Annotated in this window: 15 protein-coding genes and 1 pseudogene; 4 read left to right on the forward strand and 12 right to left on the reverse strand. The window is 41.6% G+C overall.

The window, feature by feature from the left end; genetic code table 11:
- Positions 1-189 precede the first annotated feature (189 nt).
- Positions 190-2,367, reverse strand: coding sequence for an RNA degradosome polyphosphate kinase (locus tag B7E07_RS12715; protein WP_080846215.1), 2,178 nt, complete (start codon positions 2,365-2,367; stop codon positions 190-192).
- Positions 2,368-2,548: 181 nt separating this feature from the next.
- On the opposite strand from B7E07_RS12715, the gene B7E07_RS12720 reads away from it, so the two are divergent.
- The 3 genes from B7E07_RS12720 to B7E07_RS12730 all read left to right on the forward strand — a co-directional run bounded on the left by B7E07_RS12720 (position 2,549) and on the right by B7E07_RS12730 (position 5,173).
- Complete coding sequence (locus B7E07_RS12720; RefSeq protein WP_080846216.1) at positions 2,549-3,493, forward strand: Ppx/GppA phosphatase family protein; 945 nt, start codon at positions 2,549-2,551, stop codon at positions 3,491-3,493.
- A 283-nt stretch (positions 3,494-3,776) separates the two neighbouring features.
- Positions 3,777-4,109 (forward strand): hypothetical protein, encoded by a 333-nt coding sequence (locus B7E07_RS12725; protein WP_257391446.1) that lies wholly within the window; start codon positions 3,777-3,779, stop codon positions 4,107-4,109.
- Positions 4,110-4,129: 20 nt separating this feature from the next.
- Positions 4,130-5,173 (forward strand): hypothetical protein, encoded by a 1,044-nt coding sequence (locus B7E07_RS12730; RefSeq protein ID WP_218970422.1) that lies wholly within the window; start codon positions 4,130-4,132, stop codon positions 5,171-5,173.
- Between the two features lie 144 nt (positions 5,174-5,317).
- Here B7E07_RS12730 and B7E07_RS12735 read toward each other — a convergent pair whose 3' ends face one another.
- The 9 genes from B7E07_RS12735 to B7E07_RS12775 form a co-directional block, all read right to left on the reverse strand.
- On the reverse strand, positions 5,318-5,734 hold the full coding sequence (locus B7E07_RS12735) for an NUDIX hydrolase (protein ID WP_080846219.1): 417 nt from the start codon (positions 5,732-5,734) through the stop codon (positions 5,318-5,320).
- 25 nt (positions 5,735-5,759) lie between these two features.
- Positions 5,760-6,629 (reverse strand): proline iminopeptidase-family hydrolase, encoded by an 870-nt coding sequence (locus B7E07_RS12740; protein ID WP_080846220.1) that lies wholly within the window; start codon positions 6,627-6,629, stop codon positions 5,760-5,762.
- 130 nt (positions 6,630-6,759) lie between these two features.
- Entirely contained in the window at positions 6,760-9,894 is a 3,135-nt protein-coding gene (locus B7E07_RS12745; RefSeq protein WP_080846221.1) for a DEAD/DEAH box helicase, read from the reverse strand.
- Between the two features lie 77 nt (positions 9,895-9,971).
- Complete coding sequence (locus tag B7E07_RS12750; RefSeq protein WP_257391447.1) at positions 9,972-10,703, reverse strand: class I SAM-dependent DNA methyltransferase; 732 nt, start codon at positions 10,701-10,703, stop codon at positions 9,972-9,974.
- Between the two features lie 54 nt (positions 10,704-10,757).
- A complete protein-coding gene (locus B7E07_RS12755) occupies positions 10,758-11,306 on the reverse strand; it encodes a cysteine hydrolase family protein (RefSeq protein ID WP_080846223.1) in 549 nt (182 codons plus the stop codon).
- 152 nt (positions 11,307-11,458) lie between these two features.
- On the reverse strand, positions 11,459-11,932 hold the full coding sequence (locus B7E07_RS12760; RefSeq protein ID WP_080846224.1) for a PaaI family thioesterase: 474 nt from the start codon (positions 11,930-11,932) through the stop codon (positions 11,459-11,461).
- 100 nt (positions 11,933-12,032) lie between these two features.
- Complete coding sequence (locus tag B7E07_RS12765; RefSeq protein WP_080846225.1) at positions 12,033-13,082, reverse strand: LLM class flavin-dependent oxidoreductase; 1,050 nt, start codon at positions 13,080-13,082, stop codon at positions 12,033-12,035.
- A 17-nt stretch (positions 13,083-13,099) separates the two neighbouring features.
- Complete coding sequence (locus tag B7E07_RS12770) at positions 13,100-13,969, reverse strand: pirin family protein (RefSeq protein WP_080846226.1); 870 nt, start codon at positions 13,967-13,969, stop codon at positions 13,100-13,102.
- Positions 13,970-14,079: 110 nt separating this feature from the next.
- Positions 14,080-14,418: a hypothetical protein gene (locus tag B7E07_RS12775; protein WP_080846227.1), complete on the reverse strand. Its 339-nt coding sequence runs from the start codon at positions 14,416-14,418 to the stop codon at positions 14,080-14,082.
- A gap of 138 nt (positions 14,419-14,556) precedes the next feature.
- Between B7E07_RS12775 and B7E07_RS12780 the strand changes: the two genes are divergently transcribed.
- On the forward strand, positions 14,557-14,946 hold the full coding sequence (locus B7E07_RS12780) for a nuclease-related domain-containing protein (protein WP_257391548.1): 390 nt from the start codon (positions 14,557-14,559) through the stop codon (positions 14,944-14,946).
- Here B7E07_RS12780 and B7E07_RS25260 read toward each other — a convergent pair.
- Positions 14,908-15,012, reverse strand: a pseudogene (locus B7E07_RS25260) (PaaI family thioesterase); the annotation flags it as partial. The gene B7E07_RS12780 and the pseudogene B7E07_RS25260 sit on opposite strands and share 39 nt — an antisense overlap.
- Positions 15,013-15,112: 100 nt before the next feature.
- Positions 15,113-16,162, reverse strand: coding sequence for an LLM class flavin-dependent oxidoreductase (locus B7E07_RS12790; protein WP_080846225.1), 1,050 nt, complete (start codon positions 16,160-16,162; stop codon positions 15,113-15,115).
- Between the last annotated feature and the right edge of the window lie 4 nt (positions 16,163-16,166).

A 16,166-nucleotide genomic window follows, 5' to 3' on the forward strand; every position in this document is an offset into this window, starting at 1 on the left:
AGCAAAGCTCCTGCGGGGTCTCACCCTTTCCTCTATTGCCCATAGGAGTCGAGGGTCCTCCGCTCCATTTCACTCATGTTTAGAAATATTAAATGTTAAACAAATAAAAAACCGAATGATTAGAAATATTCACTCCCTAATCATTCGGTTCTGTGGTTGTGTTAAATACTTATGTCCCAGCCTCTTCTTTTAATTCTTTCTTCTTGAGAATAATAGTTTAAACTGTGCAACCGGGTCTTCGTATTTTTTTTCGCGAATGACTTTGGTTGCTGCTTTTTCGCATAATAAGAGCTGGCTGTTGATTTCTGTTTCGCCAGACTGTTTTTTGACATAATGATAGGAACCATCTGGTGCCTGCTCACGTGCTTTGCAGTTGTCACTCAGCATAATGGTCATCGTTTCATCGATTCGCTTTTTCAATTCGATATTTAAAATGGGGAATAGGATTTCTACGCGGTTTTCCATATTTCTTGTCATTAAGTCTGCCGATGACAGGAATACTTTGTTTTCCCCATTATGATGGAAGCAATAGATTCTTGTATGCTCCAAAAAGGTGCCGACAATACTGCGCACCGTGATCTGTTCACTGACCCCTTTAATTCCAGGACGTAAACAGCAAATGCCTCGAATAATCAGATCAATTTTCACACCGGCCATTGAAGCTTCGTATAGCTTCTTAATAATGATCTTATCTGTTAATGAATTCATCTTGAGTGCAATTTTTCCGTTACCATGCTCTTTATGAAAGGCAATTTCCTGATCAATCAGCTCAATAAATGAATCACGGATCGCAAAAGGCGCAACAGATAAGTAATAATATTCAGGCTTGTCCATATAACCGCTCAAATAGTTAAAAAAGTTGGTTGCATCTATGCCAATTTTTTCGTTATATGTTAAGAGGCCCATATCTGTATAAAGCTTGGCAGTGGAATCGTTGTAGTTGCCTGTTCCCAAGTGAACATAGCGTTGAATTCTGCCTTTTTCACGTCTGACAACGAGCGTTATTTTACTATGTGTTTTCAGATGGTTCAGTCCATAAATAACATGACAGCCGGCTCTTTCCAATTCTTTTGCCCACTGAACGTTATTCTCTTCATCAAATCTCGCCTTTAACTCAACAAGAACGGTTACTTGTTTTCCGTTTGCAGCTGCACGCTTTAAGCTGTTAATAATCGGAGAGTCGCCGCTGACACGATACAATGTCTGCTTAATGGCGAGCACAGACTTGTCATCTGCTGACTGTGAAACGAAATCAATGACTGGCTCAAACGATTCGTACGGATGGTGTAGAAGCACATCATTTTGCCGTATTTTTGTAAAAATGTCCCCGTCGCCCTCAAGGTCGATCGGCGGCTGCGGTATAAAGGATTGGGAACGCAAATGTTCATGTGTTGCTTCGATTGTCCGGTAAAAACCGAATAGAAACGTCATATCAAGAGGTGCTTCAAGTGTATAAATATCATCAGGGTGAATTTCCAGCTCAGATAGTAAATAGTCCATTACCTGCTGATCAAAGCAGCCTTTCTTAATTTCCAATCGTACAGCTGCTCCCCATTTGCGGTTTTTTAATTCCTCTTCAATTTCCAGAAGCAGATCTTCAGCTTCATCTTCGTGGATATTTAAGTCCGCATTCCGGGTAATACGGAAAGGAGTGACTGACTTTACCTGATAGCCTGCAAATAGTTTATGAGTAAATAATGTGATCACATCTTCTAATAGAATAAACTGTCTCACATTATTCTTTTTAGGAAGTTCAATAAATCGGTTAATCACAGCCGGTACTTGTACAAGCACAAGATTGCCGTCAAACGGAAAAAGCTTCTTGCTTTCCTCAGATTTATCTTCTACCACAACAGCCAGGTTTAATGATTTATTTAAAAGCATGGGAAACGGCCGGTATGCATCTATTGCCATAGGAGTTAAAACGGGAAATACCTCTTCATCAAAGAAGGTTTCTAAAAAAGGATAAAATTCTTTGGAAGCGTCTTCCATTGATAAAAACTTCACATTCTCTTTTTCAAGTAAAGGGGATAATTCATGTAAAAAAGCATAGTCCTGTTTTCTGACAAGATCATGCGTACGTTTATGTATCGCTCTCAGCTGCTCTTTGGGCGTAAGTCCTGCTTTATTCTCCGGTTTATTGAAGCCTGCTTTCACCTGATCCAGCAAGCCTGCAACCCGCACCATGAAAAATTCGTCCAGATTTGAACTGAAAATAGCTAAAAACTTGTAACGATCAAGCAAGGCGTTGCGGGGATCCAGTGATTCCTCCAGAACACGGTAATTGAAATCCAACCAGCTTAGCTCTCTGTTATTATAAAGTGAAGGATCATCCAAGTTCACTGCTGCATTCTTTGTTGAATCCACTACATTCCATCTCCTTCAATCATTTGAATCCTTTACACTTTACCAAAGTTTTGTAAATCATAACAAGAGGAATTGTTAAATTTTCGTAAATATTTTTACTATTACATCAGCAAATTCATTATAGCATTTACATTTTTTTTACGATAGATTACTATTAATTTTATCTGATTTCTTCTTTAACATGATCTACAACCAGCAAAGGAAGTGTACGGAATTGAAGGAAAGACTGATCGGTATTATTGATATTGGCTCCAACTCGGTTCGGCTGGTCATTTATCAGATTGACAATACCAGCAACTACACAGAATTGAAAAATGAAAAAGTATCGGCAAGGCTCATCAATTACATTCAGGAAGATGGGAAGCTAAAAGAAGAAGGCGTACAAATCTTACTTTCCACCCTCGATCAATTTAACCAAATCTTATCCTCTTATCCTGAAATAGAGGTCATGGGATTTGCTACTGCCGTCATTAGGCAGGCTTCCAATAAAGAAGCCATTTTAAATGCTATGAAATTACATATAGATTGCCCTTTTAGGCTCTTAAGTGAATATGAAGAAGCCTATTATGGCTATGTCAGTGTCATAAACGCCATTGATATAGACAACGGTTTTACGATTGATATTGGCGGAGGCAGCACAGAGATCACCTTATTCAAGGATCAGAAATTAATCGAATATGTCAGTTTTCCATTTGGTGCTGTTTCGTTGGATCGGCGTTTTCCAGGTGAGCAAGAATTGACTGTTGCTCATTTAGAGAAGATTCACTCTTTCTTAATTGAAGCGTTTAAGCAGCATCCTTGGCTGACCAATCAGAATGTCCCGATCATTGGGATTGGCGGAACCGCGAGAAATGTAGGACGAGTTCATCAAGCAACGAAAAAAATTCAGCAGCCTGTTATGAGCTATGCAGATGTTCATCGCGTTTTAATGGATATTGCTTCGGTTCCGTTCGATGATCGCGGGAAAATAAAAGGGCTTTCTAAAAAAAGAAAAGATATCATCATTCCCGGCATCATGATCATCCTTACACTAATGGAGGAAATTCAAGCTCCTTGCTTTATTCCGATCGATCAATCGATTCGAGAAGGTGTTTTATGTGATTTATTCTTAAAAGAACAGCAATAACATCATGCCATCAGCCTGTGTCATTTATGCTGATGGTTTTTTTATCTATAAATTTACATTTACCGAATAATTTTCTAGCTATAAACCATCCTAGAAAGAAGCTAATACTAAACTGTGCATTTTCCAAAATGCTTAATTATGAGGTGATGTTCCATTGATACTTGTTTTTAGGATTTCAATCGTGCTTATTTCTTGGTTCAGCATTATATTTCTCCCAAAATCCTCATTTCGCAGATTCTTAACGGTTACATTATTTTCGGCTTGTGTTTTATTAGCACAAACGATGATGGCTATTTCTTTTAAATGGTGGAAGACTAAAGGCGGGGTAAAATATACGGTTTATGATGCACTTTCCTTTATTTTTGGCCCCTTCTTTGCGATTAATATGTGGGTATTTCATTTTACCAACGGAAGATTTCTTCTCTATACACTAATAAACTTAGTAATGGACTTGATTTTTGCCTTTGGTTTAAATATCTTCTTCGAAAACATAGGGGCCTATAAATTAAAGAAGTTTAAACCCAAGCATCTTTTTTATACGGCATATGCCTATTCTTTTATCAATTACGGCTTCCAGAAGCTTGTTGAAAAAGGAGATGTACACTCCCAGCCATGAATTTCACCCTTACAACGCCTGTGAAGCTGTTTGATCAGACAGAACGCTACGGTCCCATCAAAAATATTTTTGGAATCGGCGACCCGCATGTCGTAAAAATAGAAAATCAATGGTGGATGTTCTTTGGAGGTTTCCAATCTAATTTTAAAAATAATATTTTTTCTGCCTATCTACCTGCTGGCAAAGGACTCGATTGTAACGATTGGAAAATCATGACCTATGAAAATCATCCAAAGAAGGCAAAGCCTCTAATCGCTAATTCTACAAAGGGAAGCTGGGATTACTACGGCTATCATACACCTTGTTTTGTAAGCGGATTCAGCGAACGGGGTGATGCTGTTGAGAGAGTTTATTATACGGGACGGGCATCCAAAAAAGTGCTTGATAATGAAGCTCCTTATTCCATTGGTGTTATTGAAAAAAGAGATGATCAATGGGTCCGTTATCAAGAGCCAATTATAACTGGTACTACAGCAAGTCCAAATGTGCTTGAACCAAAAGTCCGTTATTTCGATGGGTTATGGAGAATGTGGTATGTAACAACGGTTCAGGAAACGGGAAAAACCGGAGAACCCCGCTATACGATTCAATATATTGAGAGTCAAAACGGCATAAACGATTGGTCTGAGCCGATCTCTCTATTTAACGAGGATGAAAACTTTTATGATGCCTCTGTACATCAGACACCGTCCTCTGGTTTTGAAATGACAGTCTGCCGCAGCACCAATTTATATGGAAGAACGCCATTTCCTCAGCAAGGGTTATGGCTGCTTGAAGGTAAAAAGCCAAATGGAGATCGAAACAATTGGTCAACTGATCCTTATCAGCTGATTGATTGTGATTCTGGAGCAGAATGGTATAAACACGGAACTGCCGCACCATGCGGCTATTATGGCGAAAATGAAGAGGATCGGAATACGTTGTATTTGTTTTTTACAGGCGTTAACGAGCATCGAAATTGGCTTGATATCACCGTTTCAAGATTAAAAAAGGGTAAAAAGCCGCCTTTTCCTTCCCCGTTTTATTTCTCAATTGGCAAGGTGGAATGTCATAAAATCGTTTAAGCAATTTATGATGTTTGACACGCTTTGTTCATACTCTCGTCATATTTATCGTTTATTCTATACATGTAGCTAGGACAAGCAATACCCTTTTCCTCCTTTTTTATAGGGACTGTATCCTCTTATGGATTCAGTCCCTTTTGCTTTTTAATCTTCATGAAAAAAAGAGAGATTAAATATCGGATTTTCAAGCAAATTTTTCGCAATACTCTTCATATTTGCAGCGTTTCGTAGCATTCTTTCTTCTGTTTGGATAAGATCTGAGAGACGTATCCACTTTGCTTCTACTATATCTTCCTCTGTCATTCTTAGTGACTCTCCGCTATGTGAAGCAATAAATTGAAAAAGAATAACAGGATCGTTTGAATCACTTATGAATTGATATACACCTGTAGTACCTGTAATCGATACTTGCAATCCGGTTTCTTCTCTCACTTCGCGAATGGCTGCTGCAACAATATCTTCCCCAGTTTCTATACGTCCGGATGGAAAATTCCAGCCCTTCTTTTCTTCTTTTATAATTAGAACTTCTTCTTGTTCATTAAAAATAGCGACACTCGCTATACATTATTTCTCATCGATATGTGACTCAATCGTTGTGACGAAGAAACTCAGATATAACATTTACATATTGTTCAGGCTCTTCAATATACGGCATATGAGCGCTTTCCTCAAAAACATGAAAAGCCGAATGGGGCGTTAGCTCACTAAAGGATTGTGTGGACTCAGGTGTTGCCTCGTCATAGCGGCCGCATGTATATAATGATGGAATTTCAATTTCTTTAAGCTGCTGTGTGCAGTCAAAGCTCTTTAAATTCCCAGTCACATGAAACTCAGAAGGCCCCCACATGATATTGTAGACTTCAGGACTTCTGTATTTAGCACCTTCCTTTAAAAACGCCGGCATTGGATCCAGTCTGCAGACAAACATTTTATTAAATTCTGCGGTTGCCTTTTTATATGCTTCCGAATCGGTTGTGCCGTTTTCCTCGCATTCTTTTAAAACAGCTTGGACATCTTCCGGCAAAAGCTTGCGGTTTCGTTCCTGATCCTCTGCCCATAAGGGTGCACTTAAGCATGGACTTGAAAAAATCACACTTTTAACCCCAGCTGGCTTCGTTAACAAGTAAGCTGCCGCAAGCGTTGTTCCCCATGAGTGGCCAAGAATATGTACTTCATCTAAATTTAAGGCTTCACGGACTTGCCCAAGCTCCTCCACAAAACGATCGATATGCCAAAGAGCTGTGTCGTTTGGCCGCTCGGATTTTCCGCAGCCCAGCTGATCATAAAAAATCACGGGACGGTCCTTCGCAAGAATTTTTAAATCCTGCATAGAGTAATGAGACGAGCCCGGTCCGCCATGCAGAATAATCACCGGTGTTCCAGTCCCCTCTCCCTCATGCTTCTGATACCATACTTTACCGCCTGTAACGTTAATCATACCTTCTGTTGCCGTCATATAGTCTCCTCCTTTTTTTGTTTGGAAGTGATATTTGAAAATGATTATTATCAATATAGTGGAAGAAAATGGCTTGCCTAGGCTATAAAAAACTTTAATGAAAAATCAACATACCCAGGCAGCATTTCCTCTATCGTAAAAGCTCTACAATGTCTTCCTCCGTTAAGCTCTTTTCAAAGGTTAATACTTCATCAATTAAATCACGTTTCTTCTCTTGCAGACTGTTGATTTTCTCTTCTACGGTTCCTCTTGAAACTAATTTAATCACTTGCACATGCTGTTTTTGTCCCATTCGATGGGCTCGGTCTGCTGCCTGTTCTTCAACAGCTGGATTCCACCATAAGTCATATAAAATGACGGTGTCAGCACCGGTTAAGTTGAGGCCTGTTCCGCCTGCTTTTAATGAGATCAGAAAGAGATCACGCTCTCCTTCATTAAAGCGCGTACATAGGTCTACTCGTTCTGCAGAAGGTGTTTGTCCATCTAAGTAGAAAAAGTCCAGTCCCAGCTTCGATGCTTCTTGTCCAATGATCCGCAGCATTTTCGTAAATTGAGAAAAAATCAGCACCCTTCTGCCGGCAAGCTGTGCTTCCTGCAGAATTTGGATTAATTGCTCCAGTTTAGCGGAGCCACCTTTGTATCCGTCTACAAACAAGCCGGGATGACAGCAAATCTGCCGCAGCCGAGTGATGCCAGCCAGAATTTTAATGCGATTTTTCCTCAATGTCTGCTTATCAAGATGTTTGAGCGTATCATGGCGAAGCTTTGCCAAGTAGGCAGCATATAGCTTTTTCTGCTCAGGTAACAGCTCGGACGAGTCGATCATTTCTGTTTTTTCCGGCAGCTCCAAAAGCACATCTTTCTTCAGCCTGCGCAGCAGAAATGGACGAATTCTCTTGGAAATTTTCTCTCTGGTTAAATGGCTATACTCTTTGATGCTTCCGAATAATTCCGGAAACACCACATGAAAAATCGACCAAAGCTCTTCTAGTGCATTTTCGACTGGTGTGCCTGTTAAAGCAAACCGCTGCTTGGCATTGATTTTTTTAACAGCCTTTGCCGTCTGTGTTGTTGGATTTTTAAAGGCTTGTGCTTCATCAAAAAACACGGTTTGAAACGTTACCTGCTCATACAAATTACGATCTTTAAGCAGAAGCGGATAAGACGTGATCAGCACATCCAAATCGGACGAACGCTGCAGAAGCATCTCCCGCTCCTTTTGTTCCCCATCGACGACGGCAGCCTCTATTTCTGGAGCAAACTTGATTAATTCCTGCAGCCAATTATACGTAACAGCTGCAGGACAAACGATCAAAATCGGCTGCTTCTGTTTCCGCACGTCCTTTAACTCAGACAGGATATAGGCAATACTTTGCAGCGTTTTGCCAAGCCCCATATCATCGGCCAGTATCCCGCCAAAACCGTAGGACGCTAGCGTTTTCATCCAATAAAATCCGGTTTTTTGATAGTCTCTTAAAACAGAATGCAGGCTTTCCGGAACAGGAAAAGCTGCCTGATTCGGATGTTTCAGCTGCTCAAAAAAGTTCCTTAAGGACTCTTCCATCGCAAAGAGCCCGCCATCCTCATCTGTTTCTAAGAACTGCAGCCCTTTAGAGACAGACATTTGGTAGAGACTTTCTTCTTCATTGACCTGACTCGGAACCATTTGCAGAAACCGCTGAATTTCCTCAAACTCTTTTGATTCCAGCGAAAGCAGCGATCCATTTTGAAGGCGATAATATTTGCGCTTTTCCTCTAAAGCCTGAAGCAGCTTGCGTATATGGTGATCTGAAATCCCATCAAGCTCAAACTTAAACTCAAGCCAATTCGTCCGCTCTCTTTTAAAAGCAACCCGGAAACGCGGTTTAGGATTTTCTCTGAAAATCCGATTGCGCACAGCCGTTGTAGCATACACATGTACAAGCTTTTGCAGCTTAGGCAGCAGATGATACAAAAATTGATACTCAAGCCCCTCATTTTGCAGCATATAGCCGCCATCACTTTTCGCGAATTGACCTTCTTCCATCAGCTCGAGAATCTGATCTTCCTTTTGCACATCTCGTACAATCCTGACCCCGGCAGGAGGCTCACGATTTTCAAGCGGCTGAATAATGATATGCTCGTAATGAAACTCCAGACCCGCCAGTAAGCGGTTGTTAAGCCGATCCAAATACAGTTTCGCCTGCAGCGGCGTCCGCATAATATCAGCCGGTATATGAACAATCCCAATCTTCCGAAGACCTGGAACCACCTGCTTGATAAAAAAATCGAGCTGCTCTTTTGTGATCGGGATTTCATTTGCAGAGGATTGCTTTAGCATTTTATCCAGCTCAGAAAGCTGCTGGAATTGATCTTTTGGCAGCATAAACATGGTGCTGTCAATGAGAATCGCAGAATATCGGTGAAAAAGAAGACCGTTTTCTAGCCCTTTAACGTGCATAACATATTGGTCTGCTTGCGCTCCATCTTTTAGTGTAAAATGAAGCGGCGGCGTTTGCTCAGAAACCTGAAATGGGTACTGGGAAAGCTTTAACGGAATGTTCTCTGTAAATTCCTTTATATGTGACCATAAAGAAGCGGAAATGTTTATCTCCCCACTGTCCTCATCTTGAAACATGCTCTCATCAATCATCATTTGATAGAGCAGTTCAAAAAAGCGATCCACTTCCGGATGAAAGCAGTGCTCGCTCGGATCATACGTGAATTGCAAAGAAAGCACACATGTTTGCCGCATTTTTACCGCTTGAATAAACGCTCGAATATGTTGGATTTTAATGGATTGTATGCTGATTGAAAGTGACAGCAAATGATCATGGCTGCTGATTTCTTTTATCTCGCATAAAAATGCTGCATTTAGCACCGTCCGATTTTCAAAATGGCGCTGCCGACTGCTTGCTGGCAAAGACTTTTTCTGAAAAAGACTGAGCAGACCTTCTGTTAAATCATGTTTATCACCATTGGAGGTTATTGGCGATCTTCCTTGCCGCTGGTTTTCATGGATGGCAAGCATCACAGCTGCCACATGCTGACAGTCCTTTGTATAGGAGGCAAGCTTTGGACATGTACATTCTGCCTGCAGTTCTCCGCTCTCATCACTTCTCAATTTGACGTAAAATGGCTCTGCTCCGTTCACAATTGCTTCACATTGCCCCTGATCATAGCTTTCAAAACTCACCTTATTGGCACGAAAAAAAGCATCCCCTCTTTTATAGGAGATGGTTCCGCATCGTTCCTTGACCATTTTATGTGTGATCATCTTCTCCATCCACATTGCCCCCCTTCCGCTGTTCTTTAGATCTATTTATTGTAGCATAAAAGGAGGACAAGTGTTTGGTTAACCATCTATGAAGTTATTTTCCGGCAGACATAAATGCTTTCATAGCTATCATTCGTTATTTTAGATTCCTTCCAATCGCTGTAATGATGGAGTATTTCAAATCCATTTGAACGGAGAAGTCTCTCCATTTCTTTTGGAAATACATATCTTAATTGAATTCTAGTTGTTTTTTCATTTATGATCGTGCCGTCTTGATTTTTATATTTTCTGATTGTTGTATAATGCTGGATTTGATTTAAGGAGTCATATTGGCTGACAGTATAGACGTCGACTGTCACCTGCTTATTATCTTTATACGATCTCCAATATTCTTCACTATTTGGCTGCAGCAGCTCTTCCCGGCTAGGAAAACGAGTGCCAAAAATAAAAATTCCATCATCATGTAAATGCTTATGCACAGAAGCAAGAAACCGATCCTGTTCCTCGTTAGAATGGAAATGCTGAAAAGAATTGCCTGCACAAAAGATAAATCCGCTCTTAATCTGTAAATCTAATACTGTGCAATCCTGCTCTTTCCAGTCAATATCCACTCCATGCTGTTCTGACTTCTGCTTTGCTTGATTCAGCATGCCATTATGGATATCCACACCAACTAAATGATATCCTCTTTTTGCGAATGGAATGGTGACTCGGCCAGTGCCGCAAGCTAAATCTATGATGATTCCCTTGTTTTTTTCTGCCCATTTTAACAGAAAAGGAAGCTCTGGAAGGTGAGCTTCATTCTCCTGATCATACAAAATAGGATCATCGTATTCTTCGAAATGATTGATAGCCCTTTCTCCTCCTAATACCTAATTAAGCGTTTTTTGCAGTGAATCGTACTCTTCCACATACTCTTCAAAATCAAGCACTTCAATTACTTCAGACCAATGAAGCACTGTTCCGACAAAGTCACGGATATCCAGACCCTTCATCTCATATGTATCTTCATTGTTCGTCGTCCCGGTCGCATCCTCGATAAACGTCACCTTATACCCGCGGTCAAACGCTGAAATTGCTGTGAACATACAGCAAAACTCCGTATTAAAACCAACGATAAAGACATGGTCCACCCCTAAATCTTCTAAAAGCTGTGGAAGATTCGTTTTAAAAAATGAACTCTGCGTTGTCTTCTCTACCACATGTTCTGCATAATCCTTCAAGGATGGATGCAGGTGAGATCCCTCTGAATCCTTATACAAAGGGCTATCCTCCACTTGATCCAAATGCCGGATAAAAATGACCGGCTGCCCGCTCGCTTTAAAATCCTGAATCACCTTTTCCATGCGGGCAAGCTCACTTGAAAACTCCCCTGCTTCAACAATCGCGTTTTGAACATCTATGACTAATAATGCTTGCATGTTGGGTTCCCTCCTTTTTCCCTATTTAATTCTATTTTTGCGTAGAAAATCCTTTTATTATATAGAAATGTACGATTGCTTCTGGCTTGGTATAATCCTTATCTATTAGGATAAGAGAGCAACACAATATTATATCAGGTATGAATTGAACGCTATTTCTGCAAAAACGTATCTGGCATCACCACTGCAATGACTTCCCCTTTGGCACATAAAACAGCGTCTGCGAACACTTCAACAGTCACTCTCCACTTTTTAGGATGAATGGCTTCTACTTCACCTACCGCTTTTAATTCCACATGTTGTGGAGTTGGTTTCATAAAGTCGACACGAAGGGAAGCGGTTACAAAACGAGGCGGTTCTATTCCGTCACCAGGTTCATGACCATTTTTACGATGAAGAGCCAATGCCGCAGAGCCAGTGCCATGACAATCAATCAATGATGCAATCGCCCCGCCATAAACAAAACCTGGAACCGCCATATGCTCACTTTTCGGCTGAAAAATAGTGACTGTCTGTTCCCCGTCCCATCTTGTTTTCAACTGGTGACCCTTTTCATTTAACTTCCCACATCCATAGCACCAGGAATAATCATCTGAATATACATCTTGTACAGCTATCTTCGTCATTCAAGACACCTCCAGTTTTATTTAATTATACGATAATTTTGTAAATTAAGAAAACGTGTAAAAAAGCACTCAATCAAAGAATGAGTGCTATCTTACACATTTACTGTTGCTGCTCCCACTTCTCTACTTCACTCTTAACAATTGGAGCGACTTCTTTTCCTAAAAGCTCGATTGCCCGCATCACTTGGTCATGCGGCATGGTTCCAACTGGGACATGAAGCATAAAACGGGTAATGCCTACCTTTTTGCGGAGATGGATGATTTTTTTCGCAACTGTTTCGGCATCACCCACATATAATGCACCTTCAAAGGTTCTCGCGTTATCGAAAGTAGCTTTTGTATATGGTGCCCAACCGCGTTCACGGCCCAGTTTGCTCATCGCCTGCTGTGTGGATGGGAAAAATTGCTCTGCAGCCAGCTCTGTTGTGTCAGCAATAAATCCATGTGAATGGGAAGCAACTGTTAACTTCGAGCCATCGTGGCCAGCGTGTGCTGCTGCTTTTTTATACAGCTCAACAAGCGGAGCAAACTGCACGGGCTGTCCACCGATAATAGCGAGCACAAGCGGCAGACCGAGCAGACCGGCACGAACAACAGACTCAGAGTTGCCTCCGCTGCCGATCCAGACAGGAAGCGGATCCTGCACCGGACGAGGGTATACACCCCGGTTGTTGATGGCAGGGCGATGTCCTCCTTGCCATGTCACTTTCTCAGACGCACGAATTTTTAACAGCAATTCTAGCTTTTGATCAAATAACTCATCATAATCCTGCAGATCATAACCAAACAACGGGAAAGATTCAATAAATGACCCGCGACCGGCCATGATTTCTGCTCGGCCATTTGAAATGGCGTCAACTGTTGCAAAATCCTGAAAAACACGTACAGGATCTGCAGACGAAAGCACAGTTACAGCGCTTGTTAAGCGAATGTGTTTCGTTCTTGCAGCAGCTGCGGCTAAAATAATGGCAGGAGATGAAGCAGCATAATCTTCACGATGATGCTCACCGACTCCAAATACATCTAAGCCAACCTCATCGGCTAAGACGATTTCTTCCACTACCTCTTGAATTCGCTGGGCATGGCTAATCGTCTCCCCTGTATGTGGGTCTGGCGTTGTCTCTACGAACGTACTGATTCCAATTTCCATCATTTCCTCCTATGATTTCACTTTGCTGGCGGTCCAAATAATCCATTATGATAATCGCGATATGCCTGCTTAATCTCATCCATTGAATTCATCACAAACGGACCATAAGGAACAATTTCTTCTTTTATAGGCTTTCCGGAGTAAACAAGAAGCCTTGTTCTCCTGCTGTTTGCCTTGATTTTTATTTCACTTTTATTTTCATCATTTCCTGCCTCATTGAACGTTAACGTTGCGACTCCATGCTTTTTCAAGTTTACATTGGACGATCCAATCGTTAAATCTCCTGACAAAACATAGACAAAGGCATTATGTGTTTCAGGCAGAAGATGCGTGTAGGTTGCCCCATTTTCTAAGTTGATTTCCGACAATGTGATGGGCACAACGCTGTCTAGCGGCCCTTGCACACCGGCAATATTACCGGAAAACACTTTCACATAGCCGCCTTCAAATGATGCTGTTGGTGCGTCTTCAGTATAAATATTTTGATAGGTGGTTGGCGTTTTCCTTTGATCCTTCGGCAAGTTCAGCCAAAGCTGCAGCGTATGGGCAATGTCTTCTCCAACCGCTTCTTCCGCATGGCGGGCAGCCCAGCCAGCGTTCATATACTGCACATCACCAGGCTCCAAAATATCTCTGCCCCCAGCATTGTCAATATGCTCAAGCCTGCCATCCACCACATAGGTAACCGTCTGAAATCCCCGGTGCGGATGATCCGAAAACGTTCCGCGCTTGAACCAATCCTCCGCCATCAAAATAAATGGATCAAAATCCTTCCAGCGGTCAACAGGTAAAATCCAGCCTTTTTGAACCGATGGAAACTGTGCTTCTTCATATTTTACAGACCAATGATCTTTAATATCTCTTTCAAACACTTGCTGATTCGCCATCTGGGACACACCTTTCTGCTAGTTTAAGGTATAATCAAATTACAGCATATCTGTATGCGTAATAGCAAGGCTAGTGCTCAAGTCCCAATGAATGAACAAAAAAGAGAACCTCACTCTGAAGGCTCCCCGTTATTTAAAAGCATAAACCCCTTGTTAATCGTGTACACCCTTCCATGAATCAGGTAAAGCTCCTCACGCCCTTGAATATATTCCTCAATTACCTGAAATCCCTTTTTTAACCTTTTGACCAAATAATACGAATACTTCCCATCCCACTCGTATCGATTGATTCTTTTAAGCTCATCAGTAAGAACCCTCAGCTTGAAATCCTCAATCAGCAGCTTTATATGAAAAATCCCTTCATCTTCTTTCTGTTTCTCCTGTACCAGCAAAATAAAATCCCGAACCTGATCTGCCAGCATATTCGCTTTTTGCATCTGAATGTCCATCTGTCTCGCCCCTCATCTCTTTTATAGATGTATATGTGGGGAGGAAGAAAAAAATTTATAGATAGGATGTTTTAAATGAATGTGAAACCATTAAATGAACCAAAAGAACTGAGAATGTACCGGCATCTGAATAGCCGTATGGAGCTTAATGAAAAAGAGATTCAGCATTATCGAAATTTGGAAAAAGGTTATGATGGGGAGATTGTTTTTTCAAGTTTATTAGAGCCGCTTGGTGAAAATGGCACTCTTCTTTTTGACTTGTTACTGGAGCAAAATCAAACGCTCTTTCAGATTGATGCAACCCTTTTGTTGAACAATGAGATCTATTTGTTTGAAGTGAAAAACTATTGTGGCGACTTTTATATGGATGGGGAGATCCTGCGAACATTATCGGGGAACGAAGTGAAGAATCCCATTTTACAGGTGAAAAGGTCTGAATCCTTAATGCGGCGCCTGCTTTCAGAAATGGGTGTTTCCGCTGTGAAANCCGTCCCATCTTGTTTTCAACTGGTGACCCTTTTCATTTAACTTCCCACATCCATAGCACCAGGAATAATCATCTGAATATACATCTTGTACAGCTATCTTCGTCATTCAAGACACCTCCAGTTTTATTTAATTATACGATAATTTTGTAAATTAAGAAAACGTGTAAAAAAGCACTCAATCAAAGAATGAGTGCTATCTTACACATTTACTGTTGCTGCTCCCACTTCTCTACTTCACTCTTAACAATTGGAGCGACTTCTTTTCCTAAAAGCTCGATTGCCCGCATCACTTGGTCATGCGGCATGGTTCCAACTGGGACATGAAGCATAAAACGGGTAATGCCTACCTTTTTGCGGAGATGGATGATTTTTTTCGCAACTGTTTCGGCATCACCCACATATAATGCACCTTCAAAGGTTCTCGCGTTATCGAAAGTAGCTTTTGTATATGGTGCCCAACCGCGTTCACGGCCCAGTTTGCTCATCGCCTGCTGTGTGGATGGGAAAAATTGCTCTGCAGCCAGCTCTGTTGTGTCAGCAATAAATCCATGTGAATGGGAAGCAACTGTTAACTTCGAGCCATCGTGGCCAGCGTGTGCTGCTGCTTTTTTATACAGCTCAACAAGCGGAGCAAACTGCACGGGCTGTCCACCGATAATAGCGAGCACAAGCGGCAGACCGAGCAGACCGGCACGAACAACAGACTCAGAGTTGCCTCCGCTGCCGATCCAGACAGGAAGCGGATCCTGCACCGGACGAGGGTATACACCCCGGTTGTTGATGGCAGGGCGATGTCCTCCTTGCCATGTCACTTTCTCAGACGCACGAATTTTTAACAGCAATTCTAGCTTTTGATCAAATAACTCATCATAATCCTGCAGATCATAACCAAACAACGGGAAAGATTCAATAAATGACCCGCGACCGGCCATGATTTCTGCTCGGCCATTTGAAATGGCGTCAACTGTTGCAAAATCCTGAAAAACACGTACAGGATCTGCAGACGAAAGCACAGTTACAGCGCTTGTTAAGCGAATGTGTTTCGTTCTTGCAGCAGCTGCGGCTAAAATAATGGCAGGAGATGAAGCAGCATAATCTTCACGATGATGCTCACCGACTCCAAATACATCTAAGCCAACCTCATCGGCTAAGACGATTTCTTCCACTACCTCTTGAATTCGCTGGGCATGGCTAATCGTCTCCCCTGTATGTGGGTCTGGCGTTGTCTCTACGAACGTACTGATTCCAATTTCCATCATT

Source organism: Cytobacillus gottheilii, assembly GCF_900166665.1.
GTDB lineage: Bacteria > Bacillota > Bacilli > Bacillales > Cytobacillaceae > Cytobacillus > Cytobacillus gottheilii_A.

Bases quoted from the DNA above. Each gene is read 5' to 3' on its own strand.
- B7E07_RS12790 (WP_080846225.1), bottom strand. From the start codon at position 16,162: ATGGAAATTGGAATCAGTACGTTCGTAGAGACAACGCCAGACCCACAT.
- B7E07_RS12775 (WP_080846227.1), bottom strand. From the start codon at position 14,418: ATGGACATTCAGATGCAAAAAGCGAATATGCTGGCAGATCAGGTTCGG.
- B7E07_RS12755 (WP_080846223.1), bottom strand. From the start codon at position 11,306: ATGCAAGCATTATTAGTCATAGATGTTCAAAACGCGATTGTTGAAGCA.
- B7E07_RS12725 (WP_257391446.1), top strand. From the start codon at position 3,777: ATGATGGCTATTTCTTTTAAATGGTGGAAGACTAAAGGCGGGGTAAAA.
- B7E07_RS12740 (WP_080846220.1), bottom strand. From the start codon at position 6,629: ATGACGGCAACAGAAGGTATGATTAACGTTACAGGCGGTAAAGTATGG.
- B7E07_RS12760 (WP_080846224.1), bottom strand. From the start codon at position 11,932: ATGACGAAGATAGCTGTACAAGATGTATATTCAGATGATTATTCCTGG.
- B7E07_RS12745 (WP_080846221.1), bottom strand. From the start codon at position 9,894: ATGGAGAAGATGATCACACATAAAATGGTCAAGGAACGATGCGGAACC.
- B7E07_RS12765 (WP_080846225.1), bottom strand. From the start codon at position 13,082: ATGGAAATTGGAATCAGTACGTTCGTAGAGACAACGCCAGACCCACAT.
- B7E07_RS12720 (WP_080846216.1), top strand. From the start codon at position 2,549: ATGATCTACAACCAGCAAAGGAAGTGTACGGAATTGAAGGAAAGACTG.
- B7E07_RS12770 (WP_080846226.1), bottom strand. From the start codon at position 13,969: ATGGCGAATCAGCAAGTGTTTGAAAGAGATATTAAAGATCATTGGTCT.